Annotated in this window: 13 protein-coding genes; 4 read left to right on the top strand and 9 right to left on the bottom strand. The window is 50.9% G+C overall.

The features are described 5' to 3' along the window. Positions 1-200 precede the first annotated feature (200 nt). Genes recN through GX147_02735 form a run of 5 tightly spaced genes read right to left on the bottom strand, consistent with a single transcriptional unit; the run spans position 201 to position 4,567 of the window. A complete protein-coding gene (gene recN, locus GX147_02755) occupies positions 201-1,895 on the bottom strand; it encodes a DNA repair protein RecN (GenBank protein NLN59630.1) in 1,695 nt (564 codons plus the stop codon). Beyond that, entirely contained in the window at positions 1,889-2,779 is an 891-nt protein-coding gene (locus tag GX147_02750; GenBank protein NLN59629.1) for an NAD(+)/NADH kinase, read from the bottom strand. The genes recN and GX147_02750 overlap by 7 nt, the downstream gene beginning before the upstream one ends. A 57-nt stretch (positions 2,780-2,836) precedes the next feature. Then, a complete protein-coding gene (queC, locus tag GX147_02745; protein NLN59628.1) occupies positions 2,837-3,529 on the bottom strand; it encodes a 7-cyano-7-deazaguanine synthase QueC in 693 nt (230 codons plus the stop codon). A gap of 9 nt (positions 3,530-3,538) precedes the next feature. Further along, positions 3,539-4,186 (bottom strand): radical SAM protein, encoded by a 648-nt coding sequence (locus GX147_02740; GenBank protein ID NLN59627.1) that lies wholly within the window; start codon positions 4,184-4,186, stop codon positions 3,539-3,541. Beyond that, entirely contained in the window at positions 4,187-4,567 is a 381-nt protein-coding gene (locus GX147_02735) for a 6-carboxytetrahydropterin synthase (GenBank protein ID NLN59626.1), read from the bottom strand. A 175-nt stretch (positions 4,568-4,742) separates the two neighbouring features. Between GX147_02735 and GX147_02730 the strand changes: the two genes are divergently transcribed. Continuing rightward, the gene (locus GX147_02730) at positions 4,743-5,687 is read left to right on the top strand and encodes a D-alanyl-D-alanine carboxypeptidase (protein NLN59625.1); all 945 of its coding nucleotides are present in this window, start codon (positions 4,743-4,745) and stop codon (positions 5,685-5,687) included. A 61-nt stretch (positions 5,688-5,748) separates the two neighbouring features. Further along, positions 5,749-6,840, top strand: a complete 1,092-nt coding sequence (locus tag GX147_02725) for a recombination-associated protein RdgC (GenBank protein NLN59624.1) — start codon at positions 5,749-5,751, stop codon at positions 6,838-6,840. A 44-nt stretch (positions 6,841-6,884) separates the two neighbouring features. On the opposite strand, the gene GX147_02720 is transcribed toward GX147_02725, so the two are convergent. Continuing rightward, on the bottom strand, positions 6,885-9,020 hold the full coding sequence (locus GX147_02720) for a PAS domain S-box protein (GenBank protein NLN59623.1): 2,136 nt from the start codon (positions 9,018-9,020) through the stop codon (positions 6,885-6,887). Between the two features lie 481 nt (positions 9,021-9,501). Between GX147_02720 and GX147_02715 the strand changes: the two genes are divergently transcribed. Further along, positions 9,502-9,936: a peptidylprolyl isomerase gene (locus GX147_02715; protein ID NLN59622.1), complete on the top strand. Its 435-nt coding sequence runs from the start codon at positions 9,502-9,504 to the stop codon at positions 9,934-9,936. A 105-nt stretch (positions 9,937-10,041) separates the two neighbouring features. Continuing rightward, on the top strand, positions 10,042-11,208 hold the full coding sequence (locus tag GX147_02710; GenBank protein NLN59621.1) for a metallophosphoesterase: 1,167 nt from the start codon (positions 10,042-10,044) through the stop codon (positions 11,206-11,208). A 17-nt stretch (positions 11,209-11,225) separates the two neighbouring features. On the opposite strand, the gene GX147_02705 is transcribed toward GX147_02710, so the two are convergent. From GX147_02705 to GX147_02695, 3 genes are all read right to left on the bottom strand, one after another. After that, a complete protein-coding gene (locus GX147_02705) occupies positions 11,226-12,254 on the bottom strand; it encodes an adenylate/guanylate cyclase domain-containing response regulator (protein NLN59620.1) in 1,029 nt (342 codons plus the stop codon). Continuing rightward, positions 12,251-14,470 (bottom strand): hypothetical protein, encoded by a 2,220-nt coding sequence (locus GX147_02700; protein ID NLN59619.1) that lies wholly within the window; start codon positions 14,468-14,470, stop codon positions 12,251-12,253. The genes GX147_02705 and GX147_02700 overlap by 4 nt, the downstream gene beginning before the upstream one ends. 108 nt (positions 14,471-14,578) lie before the next feature. Then, positions 14,579-15,139: an arginine decarboxylase, pyruvoyl-dependent gene (locus GX147_02695; GenBank protein ID NLN59618.1), complete on the bottom strand. Its 561-nt coding sequence runs from the start codon at positions 15,137-15,139 to the stop codon at positions 14,579-14,581. Positions 15,140-15,169: the final 30 nt, after the last annotated feature.

Genomic DNA, 15,169 nt, shown 5'->3' with positions numbered 1-15,169 from the left:
GGATCCGAATTCCCTTCATTCATATCCCTCATTGTCTGATGGTGACTGCCTGACCTTTTGTCGCCGTTTTCCTCACACGAAACATCGGTTCCGCCACAGGCCGCCCACTGATCAAAGGTGACAAATATTTTGTCCCGCTGTATATCTCATAACGACACGGGCGTCAAAACAAGATCGCGCAGGAACAACCTCGACCCCGGTTATGCCGGTTCTGTCGATTTTCTTGTCAGGGACCGCCTGTACTCGCCCGCACATTTTCTGGCTATCTCTGTGAAGCTGCCGCCCCCCATCATGTGCGCAATTTCATCAACCCTTTCTTCGTCTGACAAGACACTGAGGCGAACATGGGTCCGGCCCTCTATAACCGCCTTGGAAATACGGAGGTGGTGATCGCCGAAGCAGGCGATCTGGGGCAGGTGGGTAATGCAGAGGATCTGATGGCGGCCGGCCAAGTCCCGAAGTTTCTCACCGATCACCTCCGCCGTAGCCCCTCCGACACCGCTGTCCACCTCGTCGAATATCATCGTTGCAACCGGATCAGTTTGTAGCATGATCCTCCTCATTGCCAGAATAATCCTGGAAAGTTCGCCTCCGGAAGCGATGCGTGTCATAGGCTTCAACGCCTCTCCGACATTGGTGGAGAGGTAAAATTCAACCTGATCCCACCCCTTCGGCCCCAGGGCGAGGCCTTTTTCCGCATGCCAGGCAAACTTGACATGAAAGACAGAGGCAACCATTTTCAAGGTCTTGAATTCATCCTCCATGGCGCCTTCCATCCTGCGGGCTGCGGCCTGACGAGCATCAGACAGAGATTGCGCCTTTTGTTCCAGTTCCTGAAGGCAGAGGGCAACCTGAGCATCCAAGGCTCCCATATCATCTTTCAGCTGCGAAAGTTCGTTCAGTTCCAAGGCAATGGCTTCCCGTTCTTCGAGAATACCGGCAATACTATGTCCGTACTTTCGTTTAAACTCCTGCAGCAGGGCCAAACGCTCTTCGATCGTGTCCAGACGCTGTGGATCGACAATCAATGTCTTGCAATAATCACGCAGGGAAAAGCAGAGTTCTTCAAGTCCGTAATAGATGGCATCCAAGCCCTCGGCTTGGGTCGGGAAGCGATCGTCGATCTCGTTGATCGACTTGATTTCAGTCTGCACGAATCGGAGTTTCTCCAGAATTGACTCGTCCTGTCCATAAAGCGTATCGTAGGCCTTGTTGGCGTGGCTTTCCAGTTTTTGAATATTGGTCAGGAATTTTTTTTCCTCCCGCAGCGCCTCTTCTTCGCCTTCCTGTAGGGAGGACTGATCAATTTCCCGAAGCTGGAAAGTGAGGTAGTCCACTCTCTCGTCTCGATTTTTTGCTCGCTTCTGCAACGCCCGCCGTTGTTCCCGAAGCGTCTGATATTTTCCGTACATCTCCTCATATTCGTTTCTCAAGGGAAACAAGTCGCCAAAGTCATCCAGAAGATCAATGTGATTGTCCGGATTAAGAAACACCTGGTGCTCCCGTTGACTGCAGATATCAATCAGAGGTTCGCTCAGCGTGGTGAGCATCCCCAAGGTGGCGGAGGAGCCGTTGATAAAAACCCGGTTTCGCTCCGACCGGGAAACGATCCTTTTCAGAACAAGTGTATCGGCTGCTTCCAATCCCATCTCCCGAAGCTTCTCTTGAAGCGTAAAACGGCCTGCAATATCAAAAACCGCCTCGACAACGGCCTCGTCTTCATCGGTGCGAATCAAATCGGGGGTTGCGCGATCACCCTGTACGAGGCCAAGGGCGCCCAGAACAATGGACTTACCCGCGCCAGTCTCTCCCGTCAGCACCGTCAGGCCTTCTTCCAAGGAGATCTGTAATTCCCCGATGATAGCAAAATTTTTGATCCTGAGATCGGTCAGCATGGCTTGTTGTTCATTGATCCCCCCGGCAGTCTCCCCCAACCCAGTTTTGATCGGAGAATCTCCCAGTAATCGCGAAGCGGCGAGGAGATCAGGTTTGTCACGTAGGGAGACCGGCAAACGGTTACGGTATCCCCGGTCTTGAGGTCGTAGGATATTTGCCCGTCCAGGGTCACCATGGCCCCCGGTTCACGGGTAATAAGTTTTGCCGTCACCACCACGTCCGCGGGCAGAATAATCGGGCGGTTGGTCAGGGTGTGCGGACACAAAGGACTGATGACCATGCAGGCCATTTTGGGATAAACAATCGGTCCCCCGGCGGAAAGGGAATAAGCGGTAGAACCCGTGGGCGTGGAAACGATGATCCCATCAGCCTTGAAGGTCGTCAGAAACGCATCATTAACGAAAACCTCCAATTCGACCATCCGAGAAAGATGTCCCCGACCGATAACGACATCGTTGAGAACCGCCTGTTCTTCTATTTCGGCATCCTGGCCTTTGATAGCGACATCGAGCATCATCCGTTTCTCCATTTCAAAATTCCCGGATAGAATCCGTTCCAGAGAACAGAACATCTCGCTGAGATTCACTTCCGTCAGATAGCCGAAACCACCCATATTAAGTCCCACGATGGGAATTTCAATTCCCCGGATAAAATGGGCGAGTCGCAGAATCGTTCCGTCACCCCCAAAGGCTATGATCAAATCAACCACCGATGCCAGGTGGCGGCGATCCATACCGTCCCTCTTGCCCACTTTGCGTGCCGTGTGTTTTTCCAGATAGACCTTGAAACCACGGACCAAAAGCCAGTCTCGAAGTTGGATGGTATACTCGTCAGATCTTTCCTTGTCGATATTCGCTATGATGCCGATTTTCTTTATGCCCATGACAAACCCGTCGTTTGTAAAATATTCGTGTTTACTATCATAATTACCGCTGGGTGTCTATTGACGATAGGAAAGCGGATCGCTCATGCCGGCCTCGGCGAAGCCCTTTTTCCGCAACAGGCAGCTATCACATTGCCCACAAGCCAAGCCATCGGGGGACGGGTCGTAACAGGTCATGGTCATGCTGTAGTCGACGCCGAGGCTCAATCCCGTCCGAATAATCTCCCCCTTCGACAAATACATAAGGGGGATACGAATTGATACAGGAATTTTTCCCTCCACGGCGGCCCTGGTTGCAAGGTTCGCCATCTTTTCATACGCCGCGATAAACTCGGGCCGGCAGTCCGGATAACCGCTGTAATCAATGGCATTGACCCCGATAAAAATATCGCCGCTCCCCAGGACCTCCGCCCAAGCCAGGCCATAGCTCAAGAAAATCGTATTCCGGGCGGGTACATAAGTCACCGGTATTTCACCGACAGGGGCAATCGTGTTTCGCTTAGGCACATCGACATTGCCGGTCAGGGCGGAGCCGCCGAACGCACGCAGATCAATATCAACGATGCGATGTTCCTGAACCCGAAAGAATTCGGCCACCCGTTTCGCCGCCTCTAATTCCTGATGATGCCTTTGACCATAACAAAAGGTCAATGCATGAAGGAGATAACCTTCTTCCTTCGCCATGGCAATCAATGTGGTTGAGTCGAGGCCGCCGCTTAAAAGAACGATCGCTTTCTTCCTTTTTGGCATTAATTCCTCCTAGACCCCCCTGACTTCCTGACCCCATATAATTTTTTGGAGTTGCAACTGCATACGCACGGGCAGACCGTCATTGAGAATCCATTCTGCGAGTACTGACGGTTCCAGCATTCCCAAGATCGGCGAGAACAGAGGGGGTTTGGCCGCCGTGCAAACATCCCTGTATCGGGCTAGAATACCCACCGCATAATCGTAATCTCTACGATCCATCATGACAAACTTGATCTCGTCCCGCGAAGTCAGGTGAGAAAAATTCCCGAAGTCATTTTTCTCCGCTTCGCCGCTGGAAGGACACTTGATATCGACAATACGGACACAACGGGAGTCAATGGAGCCGATATCCCTGGTACCGTTTGTTTCCAAGAGTACTTCGAAGCCTCTATCGAGCATCATTTTGATCAAACCCGGGGTTTTCCTCTGCAGGAGCGGTTCTCCTCCCGTCACCTCCACAAGTCGGCAGGGAAAGGCGGAAACACGCCCGATGACCTCCTCCACATCCATCGCCTCCCCTTCATCATAGGCATAGCGCGTATCGCAGTAAGAACAGCGTAGGTTGCATCCTGTCAGGCGGACGAAAACGCAAGGCCGTCCCGCATGGGATGATTCTCCCTGAAGACTGTGGAAGATTTCATTGACAATGAGAGACAACTATTCCTCCCAGTAAAAAGCCCCAGCGTCATCCGTTTCTGAAACCTTCACTTTGGAAATCCAAACCCGGCCGTCATTCAAATCTCGCTGCAAGGCACCGTAAAGATAACGGGCAACAATTTCCGATGTGGGGTTTGTGCCACGAAATATACTCAAATCATTGAGGTTTCTATGGTCCAATCCTTCCAGAATCCGGTTGATCTTTTCCTTAACCGTCCGAAAATCGATCCCAATACCGATGTCATCCAAACCCTTACAGCGTACAAACAATTCAACATTCCAGTTATGACCGTGAAGACGGGCGCAATCGCCGGGATAACCGGTCAAGGTGTGGGCCGCCGAAAAATGCGTTTTGACGTGGATTTCATAAATACCCGCCATGTTGTTCAATCCTTCCATCACTGGTGCGTTTCTTTCTATTCCCAATCATGAATAATTGCAATCCTAAACAGTCCCGCAAGGGCCGTTTACGGCCCTCGATGTCCTGATCGCCTGCTTTTCACCGCCCATGTTCCTTTTCAGGATTCGACGAAGACCTCTTGACAGAGACCGCACAATGGCCTATTTGTGCATTCCGCTTATCGCCCCGTTACAGATGATGTGGAATGGAACGGGAGTCTGCAAAGTTTACGGAATGAATATGCGTAAATACCTTTTGTGCATCGTCCTCGTTTTTGTTTTCCTTGCCGGGTCTCCGGCACATGGCAATAAAACTGGCGACACGATCCATGCCAAATCCTATTGTGTGTTGAATGCGGCAACGGGCACCATCATCAAGGCCAAAAATATCGATGAGCCGATCCAACCGGCATCTCTCGCCAAGGTTCTCTCGCTCTACGTGATCTTCGAGGCAATACAGAACAAGAAAATCCATCTGGACGACCAAGTGAAAATCAGCAAAAAGGCGTGGCAGACAGGCGGGTCGCAGATGTTTCTGGAACCGGACACCGAAGTAGAACTGGAAACCCTGATGAAGGGCATGGCAATCGTTTCCGCCAACGATGCGGCCACCGCCCTGGCGGAGTATGTCGACGGTGATGTACCCACTTTTGTCGCGCGGATGAATCGGACCGCCAGTCTTCTGGGCATGAAGAACAGCCGTTTTGCCAATCCCCACGGGCTGCCTGCCAAAGGTGGAATCACGACCGCCCGCGACATGGCGATCCTCGCAGATATTTATATCCGCCGATTCCCGTGGGCGCTAGACCTGCATTCACAGCGGTCATATTCCTATCACGAAATCACACAACCCAACCGTAACAGGCTTCTAGGAAAATACCCCGAAGTGGATGGATTAAAAACCGGTTTCACCAGGGTGTCGGGTTACCACACAATCGTCACGGCCTGTAAAGGGGAACAGCGTTATATCATTGTCCTGATGGGGGCGAAAACCCCGGAGAAAAGAAATCGGGAGGCCGCGGCCCTGCTGAAAGAAGTTCTGCGCACCGGGCATACTTCCGGTAAGAAGCACGCCTCCCCGCAAATCGGCATGTCCTTGTAGGCGAGGGCATGGGTTCAAACGCCGGATATTGTGACCGCACCTGAATGGAAAGGAGCAAACTATGGGCATTCTCAAGGGCCCCCTCACTTTTACTCGCTATGAAATCGCGGAGAATCTGCCGGACCGTTTCCTCGATTTTGCACGGGAACGTCTGGTTCGCCACGCATTTTCGGGCCTGGAAACTTCAGAACGAACGAAAATTGTGGGCTGGACGGGTCTGGAGGATATTCTGGACACACGGTTCGATGATAGCCGCCATGTAAAGGGTGATTTTCTTCTGTTTTCGCTTCGGGTGGACCGGAAAACGGTTCCAGCTTCGCTGTTGAAGGTGGAGGCTATGACCGCCGAGAGAAGGTATCTTGCCGAAACAGGCAGGGATCGGCTCTATCGGGAACAGAAGCAGGATATTCGGGATCGTCTTCACCTCTCGATCCTCCAGCAGAGTCTCCCCATCCCCTCTTTTTATGATGTCTGCTGGTCTCTGTCAGGGCAGTGGCTTGTTTTCACGTCGTTGGCAGAACTTGCCAACCTGGATTTTCTGGAAATCTTCAAGGAAACATTCGGGTTCATCCCTGTGCCGTATCTTCCCTGGGAACGATCAGGCCGGCATTTAACGTCCAACGATGCAGAGGCACACAATTCCGCCATTGACGTCAAAACGGCAGGCCGTGAATTTCTAACCTGGCTCTGGTTCAAATCAGAGGAAAGAAATGGGGCCATCAACCTCCCCGTTCGGGGTGATGAAATCGAGGTCGTTTTTCTCCGTCGTCTGGTTCTCGAATCGGGAAACGGCACCGATGTCGAAACGGTTACCTGCCATGGAATCAATACCGATTTGAAGGAGGGGAAAGAGGCCCTGCGGCAGGGCAAGAAAATACGTGAAGGACGCATTCGGCTGCGCATTGACGCGGATACCTGGGAATTCACTTTCAAGGCTGATACATACGGTTTTCAGTCTTTGAAACTACCGGAGGTAGTCGAGGCAACCGATGAAAAAGACACCGACAGCAGGTGCCTCGAGCGGATTTATCTCATGGAACGGGCTGTTTCGGCCATGGACAATCTTTTTGCCCTTTTCCTGACGATTCGTCAATCCGAACGCTGGACAAACGAGGAACATCCCCGTATGAACAAGTGGCTGCAGGCCTACTAATCCCATGGCCCTCCGTTGCGGTCCCGTTTAGATTGAATACGACTTTACGACAGGGACATGAGAAACACTCGGAGATTCGTCTTCCGGTGGTTCAGTTTCATCTTTTTCCGGATATTATTCCGGTGAAACTCCACTGAGCGAACCGACAGATTCAGCATTTCCGATATTTCCTTGTTTGTTTTCCCTTCCTTGACAAGATTGGCTATCTGGATTTCCCGTCCAGTCAGGTTGAAATGTGCAAGGGTGATGTTCCGCAGAAAGGGAGAGATAATACTGTTCAGGTTTGATTCCAGGACTTGGAGATACGCCTGTTGTGCCGGTTGGGTCAAACTCTGTTTCAATTTTTCAACGTAGGGCAACACCAGGCTCCGTACGTTTGCAAGGACATCGTCTTCCAAGTCCGATTTATCCTCTTCGCGCCGGCGGAGCAAGACCTTCAATGCGGTGTTCGCCTCTTCAAGATAAGCAGACTTCACTTCCAGTTCCTCCTTGCTCCGTTTCAAATCCAGTTCACTTTGAACGCGTTCAGTAATATCGCGGACCACGGCCTGCACCACTGGATAGCCCCGAAGTTTAAAACGGCTCAACAGAACTTCTGCAGGGAAGAGGCTTCCATCCGTTTTTTTATGCATCCAGGTAAATGAATGGAAACCTTCTTTCATTGAAATATCGATCATACGGTTCGCTTTATCAAAGGAGGATGCACCGTCAGGCTGAAAGGCGGGAGAAAGGTCACCGGGGTGATATTTGATAAATTCTTCCTTGGAACTGAACCCGTAAAGTTCCAAGGTTTTCCCGTTACAATCAAAAAAGGATTGCTTATCCAGCATCATGATCGCGTCATTGGAGGATTCGAAAAGGGTCCGGAACTTCTTCTCCGACTCCAAAACCGCCAGGTCGGTCTGCTTGTGATCCGTAATATCGCGGATCGTTTGAATGGCCCCAATGACCTGATTGTTATGGTCATAGATCAGGCTGGCCTTGGACCACAAGTACCGATTTTTGTTTCCGACTTTCATAGCTTCATCGTTTTCGTAGTAAAGCGATCCTTCAGCCCAATGAATTTTTCGATAGACCTTAAGCGTTTCCGGATCGTTCTCCAGAAGCAGATCGATTAACAGAGGTTTTCTTTTGCCGTAGAAGGGAATGGCATGCTCATAATCGCCTTTTCCCATGATGTCCTGGGTCCGGATTCCCGTCAGATTTTCCATCGCCCGATTCCAGGCAATGATACGTCCATCCAGATCCACGGCGAAGGTTGGATCGGGAAGAAAGTTGATGATTTCAGCAAAACGCCGCTCCGATTTCAGCGCCTCTTCTTCGGCCCGAACCTGATCGGACACATCACGAACCACGGCTTGCACCACATCCCGTCCGGCCATGGAAAATCGGCTCATGTTGACTTCCGCCGGGAACAGTTCTCCTGAAAATTTTTGATGGACCCAGCTGAACGAGCAGGTTCCTTTTTTCATGGTCAGATCAATCATCCGGTTCGCCAGATCAAGGGACTTCTCCTTATTTGGCTGCATCAGCGGTGATAAATCGGCGGGATGAAGGCTCGTGAATTTTTCCTTGCCGGGGCAGGCAAATATTTCCAAAGCTTTCGGGTTACAGTCAAAGAACCCTTCCTTGTCGAGGATCATGATGGCATCGTTGGAAGACTCAAAAAGATCCTGATATCTGCGCTCGATATGGTACAGGGGGTCCTCCAAGTTGTTTTGCCTTTCAATCGTTCTGGCCGCGCCCAAAAAACCCGCCGTGTGCCCCTTTTCATCGTAAAGCATGAACAAACGCATTTCCAATACCAGGATTTCACCCTGAGATGTCGATATGCGCACCTCGAACGGTCTACGTGGAAAGGTTTCCGACAGGGATGCGCCCACAGGCCAGCCCTGTTCCGAAACCACCTGGGCAATAAACTGGACGGATTCGGGAAGAAGAAATTTATCCAGATTCCCATTCAGCAGTTCCGTTGCCGTGTACCCTGTGGTCTCCCACAAGGAGGAATTGCCGTAAAGCAAGAGAAGGTTTTTGTCACCGATCATGACGAGATCTCGGGTGTGATCAAAAAAGACCGTGACCAGGTTCGATGTTTTCAAGATTTGTTCGATACGGCCCGGCAGGCTTTCCGACACCTCGTCTCCTGTCAATCTTTTCTTAGATCCCTTTTGCCTCGCCATTTTTTTCTCCTTCGTCCGACCGGGATAAATGCCCACCTCATCCCGGCTCTTTTCTCGATCCAATTGCTGCCGCGATGAAATTCGGCAAGAGGCGAACATGACCGCACCGTGCCCAACATCATCGAACCGTTTTTTATGTCTCTTCCAAGGCCAGTCTTCAATCTGTTGCGAGTTACCCTGGTTGGTGTGGTAGCTATTGGAGGTTTATATAGCGTGTCACCCATTTCCGCAATAGCGAAGGAATGTCCTCACCGTTCCGGAGGTATCCAAACAGATTGAGAAAACCTCGGCTTGATCCTTCGGTGCGCCTGCCGCGGAAAGGGTTCCATGTGTTCACCTTTTACGCGCAACTTTTTTATTACTTGACAAAGAAAAGATTTTCCTAATAACAGTAATGCCAATGCTCGATCAGTAACCATATGCTGTTGAGGGGATTCAAAAGAAGTATTTTTCAAGTCGCCGGACAGGAAAGGATTTTATCATGGCAAAAGCAAAATTGGGGGACATGATCTGCGTCAACTACACGGGAAAATTCGAAGACGGCTCCATCTTCATGTCAACCCTCATGGGCGACCCTATCAAGTTCGTTCTGGGCGAGCAAAGGCTTATCTCCGGTTTTGAAAAAGCGATCATCGGCATGGAGGTCGGCGAGTGGAAGAGCGTCAAGATCGTGAAAGAGGACGCCTACGGCTCTTATATCGAAAGCTATACCATGGAGGAAGAGCGCTCCCAGATGCCCGAAGGTTTTGAACCGATAGTGGGGGAACAGTTCCAGATCCGCGAAAGGGGTGGCTCGATGCGTCATGCAAAGATTATTTCGTTCACGGACACCCATATTACTTTCGATATGAATCACCCTCTGGCAGGAAAGGATTTAACCTTTGACATCAATCTTGTAGAAATTATCGACAAATAACCTGTTTCCCCAAGCTGGTCCAGCATCGTGCGGCCTGTCTTACATAAAAGATACCGCTGTCCACGTCGTGTAAGTTAATCTAAAATCGCTCCCAGACATGAAGCCATGAGTCTTTTCCTGTTCGCCTTCTTTACAGTTTACGGAAGCATGCACCTGTACTTCTTTCTGAAGTTTCGTCATGCCTGTTCCTCGCTCCCCACCTGGTTTCTGTTTCTTCCCGCCTGCTTCCTGGCCCTGATGTTTCTGTCACCCATTTTGATTCATGTCATTGAAACATACCGTCAAGATGGGTTCACCCGATTTTTTGCCCGGACGACTTACCTGTGGATGGGTTTTATTTTTTTGTTTTTCTGCCTGTCCCTGACCGGTGACCTTTGTTACGCTGTCTCCCGCCTGACCGGGGTTTTTTCTGGGGGTACGCCGCTCATACCGTTCCCCACCGCAAAAACGCTTTTCCTCGGCTGTTCGGCAATGGCCGTTTTAATATGCCTGTACGGCTTTTACGAGGCCTATTCCATCAAAATCGAACGTCTTCTCGTCAAATCCGTAAAAATCCCTCCCGATATAGAACGCTTCCGCATCGTACAGATTTCGGATCTCCATTTGGGTATCACCAGCAGTCCTAAACAAATCACCCGGATTGTTGACGCCGTTGAACAGACGAATCCCGACTTACTGGTATGCACGGGAGACATGATGGACGGCCAACCGGATTCTTTCGCCGCCCAGTTGGAATCTTTTCACCGGCTCAATCCGCCCTGGGGTAAATACGCTATTACGGGAAATCACGAATTCTACGTTGGATTAGAGCGGGCGATCTCCTGGCTCAAATGGGCCGGGTTCAGGGTGCTGCGCGGGCAGACCGTTAATATAAACCGGTTCCTGACCCTGGCGGGCGTAGACGACCATGAGGCCTTTCATCTGTGGCCCTCATCAGCCAAACGGACAAGCAACCCCGTAGTGAAGGCAACGCCTTCTCGCTTCATCCTCTTGCTCAAGCACCGGCCCGTGGTCGATCCAGAAAGCATCAGTATGGCGGATTTGCAACTCTCGGGACATACCCACAAGGGACAGATTTTCCCCTTCGGACTCCTTACGCGACTGTTCTTCCCTTACCATAGTGGTCACTACACTCTGACAAACGGTTTTCAACTCTATGTCAGCCGCGGCACCGGGACATGGGGCCCTCCGATACGGGTTCTTGCTCCGCCGGAGATCACCGTCATCGATCTGGTTCCTGCCAACCCGCGCCATTTTCAAGGAGACGACTGACAACATACCCTGTCCCATCAGCAAGTTCGTGTTACTTCTTTCGGGCCTGTCACATTTATGGTACCGAGAACCTCATAAACAGCTATTCGGCGTTCCACACCCTTTAACAAAGTCAATTCTATCTTCCTGGCGGACACAAAATGCCGGATTTGACGATAGGTTTCCTCACAAACCAGGATCTGGCCTTTTTCCGCCAGACTTTCCAGGCGTGCAGCGAGGATTACCGGGATCCCCATAACCGTGTATTCCTTTTTCCTCGAAGAACCGAAGAAGCCCGCCTGCACTTCTCCCGTGGCAATGCCTATTCCAACGGAGATATGTCGCGTTTCATCCTCGTAACAACCATTTATTGCGGCTAGGGTTTCACGGGCACGGATGGCGGAAATCACGGCCCGCTCGGCGTCGTTGTCGTAAGAAAGCGGGGCGCCAAAAACCCCCATAACGCTGTCGCCAATATGCTTGTCCAGCATGCCGTTCCCTGTACAGATCACATCGTCCAGCGGCGTGTAAAAGGATTTGTTCATCAAATCAGTTAACTCCTCCGGGGAAAGCCTTTCCGCCATGAAGGAAAAACCGCGTATGTCCGCAAAGAGGATCGTCACCTTGCGCCTTCCCGGCAGCAGATTTCCCCCCGTCTGTTGCATTTCGCTGTAGACCTGCTCGGAAACGAATTGCTTCAGACGTTTTTTCAGAATGTATTCTCTTATTTTTGCCCGAAGCTCCGTATTGTCAAACGGCTTTGTCAGGAAACCGTCGATCCCGGCATTAACCGATTCAATGGCGCTGTCCATGGTGGCGTAACCTGTCAGCATGATCCTCGTAATCTCCGGATTGATTCGCCCTATTTCCACCAGGGTTTCCAAACCATTCATTCCGGGCATTTTGAAATCGGAGATGACAGCCTCGATGTCACGCCTATCGCTCCGTACAATGTCCAAGGCCTGATCACCGTTTTCCGCCATCAATACCTGCCAGTCCTCTTTTTCCAGAGCTCTCCTGAGTGACCGCCGCACCCCTTCTTCATCATCGACCGCGAGAATGATCATTTTTCCCTCCCCGTCGTGGGCAGACGGATTGTAAAAGAAGATCCTTCACCCACGCGACTTTCCACGGAAATATTACCGCCATGACGCCTGATCAATTCATGAGACAGATATAAACCCAGACCCGTCCCTTCTCCAACCTCCTTCGTGGTAAAAAACGGTTTGAAAATATCTCTCAAAGACCGTTCCGGAATGCCGTGTCCCGTATCGGCACAGGAAACAATAACGTCTCCCGCTTCTTCGTCGTACCATGTGGACAAAAAGATCCTGCCACCCTTTTTCGGCAGGGACTGAATAGCATTCCTGATAAGATTAACCATGACCTGCCCAAGCGCTGAAAAATTACCATCCATCTCCGGCAAAAATTCGGCATACCGCTTCTCGATATAAACCGGAAAAGACTTGCAGATATTCTGGAGAACCCGCAGAGCGTCATCAATGACGTCATGAATCCTTACGCGCTCCCGATAATTATCCGTTTGTCGTGACAGGTCTAGGAGGCTCCGGACGATATGCCCCGCCCTTCTCAACTCCTTCAGAGAAAATGTGAGATCCTCGATCATGACCTCCCTGTTCGCTTTCGACTCATAGGGAATCATCACGCTTTCCAGGGTGCTCTGAATGAGACTGGAAGCGCTGGACAGGGGATTATTCAGCTCATGAGCGGTGCCGGCGACCAGCTGTCCGATGGCAGCCAGGCTTTCCGAGCGAATCAACTGCGCTTCCGTTCTTTCCTTCTCTGCAAGAGCTTCCCGCAAAGCGGCGGTGCGTTCCGCGACCCGACTTTCCAAATTCTGATTGAGGACCTCGAGACGCTCAAAAAAAAGGGCGTTTTCAAATGCCGTAACGGCCTGGTTGGCCATGGTCATCAGGACCTCCAGGTCCTCATGGACGAAGAGTTCCCCGGAGAACTTTTCACCCAGCAGAATGGCTCCCATCAACCCCTCCTTGGCAACCAACGGAACCACGGCAACAACCCCAAGGGCATGCATCAAAGCCATCGTCCCCTTTTTGTCTGGATGATCTGGAAGGACGCGCTCCAAAGACGTTCGACTCATGGCGGCGGTGGCAGACATGCGTTCCAGACAGGAAAACAGACGTCTTACATTTTCCGGATTTTTTTCAGGATGTGACGGTAATCTGAGATCTCCTTTCTCAAAAAAACGTATTTCCCCAGAAGAACCCTCCTTCATGAGCAGATAAATCGAACGAAGGCGGATGTGATGCAGGATGGAATCAAGCAGAAGATCCCTGACTTCCGTGGTTTTGCGCATCCGATTGAGCCTGCGGCTGGTCTCCTTAAGGATTTCCCTGTAATCATAACGGCCCATGAAGAAAACGTGGTCCAGCCACTTTTTGATACGACCCTTCAACGGATCGACAAGCACAACAATCGTTATCGCCAGTATCAGAGCCAGCATTGAATTGCGATAGCCGGATACCATGAGGAAGTAACTCATGAAATAAAGCAGGGCAAGGTAGATGACGACCAGAACCCCCGTCAGGATAAAGTAAGTGGTGCCACGACGGATCAGGACCCCCATGTCCAGAAGGTCGTATTTGAGGACACCAAAAGCCAAAATGATCGCCGGAACGAAGTTGAAGTGTCCGAAAGGATAAACCTGAAACCCCATCACTGGAAAAACATTGAAGCTGAGAAGGAGCGCACCGAATCCCAGGCCGCCTGTAACATATTTGATCCGGTTTTTCTTCTGGTTATCGACGGCTCGTTTTCCACTGTACACAAGCGTAGCCAGACAGTACAGCACCGATACAATGGCCGCCACGGCGAACAGAAGGAACACGGGCCCCCCACGGGCAACGCGACCGAACCCATGCTCATAGAAGCCGTTGAAGAATAGATCGAACGGCAAGAATGCAATAAATACCGCACTGACACTGAAAGCAATCCTCTCGACTACCCTGCGGGTGTTTATTCCCAAAAACGCGTGAGTAAACCGTATATAAAGTGGCAATGTAAATACAAACGGGCAATAGACCAAACGGTAGACAAGCAGGGCGATGCGGGGTGAATCCAGGAGGGAGACAAGTACAAAATTGCCGTTGAACAGGGCGCCGAGAAAACATACGCCCGCAAAGAAATAGTTGGTCGGATTTTTTCGGCCTAGAAACAGAGAAATCAGCCCCAGACTTACCAGAATCAAAAATCCCAGCAAGGAAGAGACTAAAAAAAAGGCCTTCAGTCCCGACAGAAACACCTCACACCCCCCGTTTTGTGATGGTTTCCTGCATACTCCGACGCGACGTTACTCTGTCAATTTATGATGCCGATATAAGGGGTTTCAGTCATCCCCCCAAGAGAAACTCTAAAAAACAAAGACGGCGGCAGCTAAAACCGTTGTGTATCCGTTATGTTTGACGATGCTGGACTGCGTGATGTTACGTGTTCCGACGATTTTGCCGCTGATTTTGAAAATTTCTTTTTTCTCATCCCAGCTTTCTTCAATATTGAAGTCAATACCCAGGGTGGAGGCGAGCATGGCCGCGGCAAGGTCTTCCGCATAATCGCCCGCCTGGCGTTCCGTCTGACCGTAGGAATGATGCTCGCTGATATAGCCATAGGTTTTCTTGTCCGCCGGAACGGCACAACCAATTGAGGCGGCCAAAAGACGGCGGGGCTCATTGCTGCAGCAGCGGCTCATAACACAATAGACAATAGACCCGGGTTCGATCTCCCTGAGTCCGGCTGTCCTTGAAACAACCTTGCACCCGGGAGGCATAATGCTGGACACCTGAACCAGATTAAATTTTTCTATTCCCGCGTCACGCAGAGCCAGCTCAAAAGAGTGCAACTCCTCTTTGTGATTACCAACGCCTTTGGTAAAAAACATTTTCTTGGGCACATAGATATGGCCTGTTCTTTCCATCTCTTTTATCGTCGACTGCCCGCCGTTTTT

It is taken from the genome of Deltaproteobacteria bacterium (genome assembly GCA_012522415.1).
Lineage (GTDB): Bacteria > Desulfobacterota > Syntrophia > Syntrophales > JAAYKM01 > JAAYKM01.
This window is presented reverse-complemented; position numbering and strand designations above follow the sequence as displayed.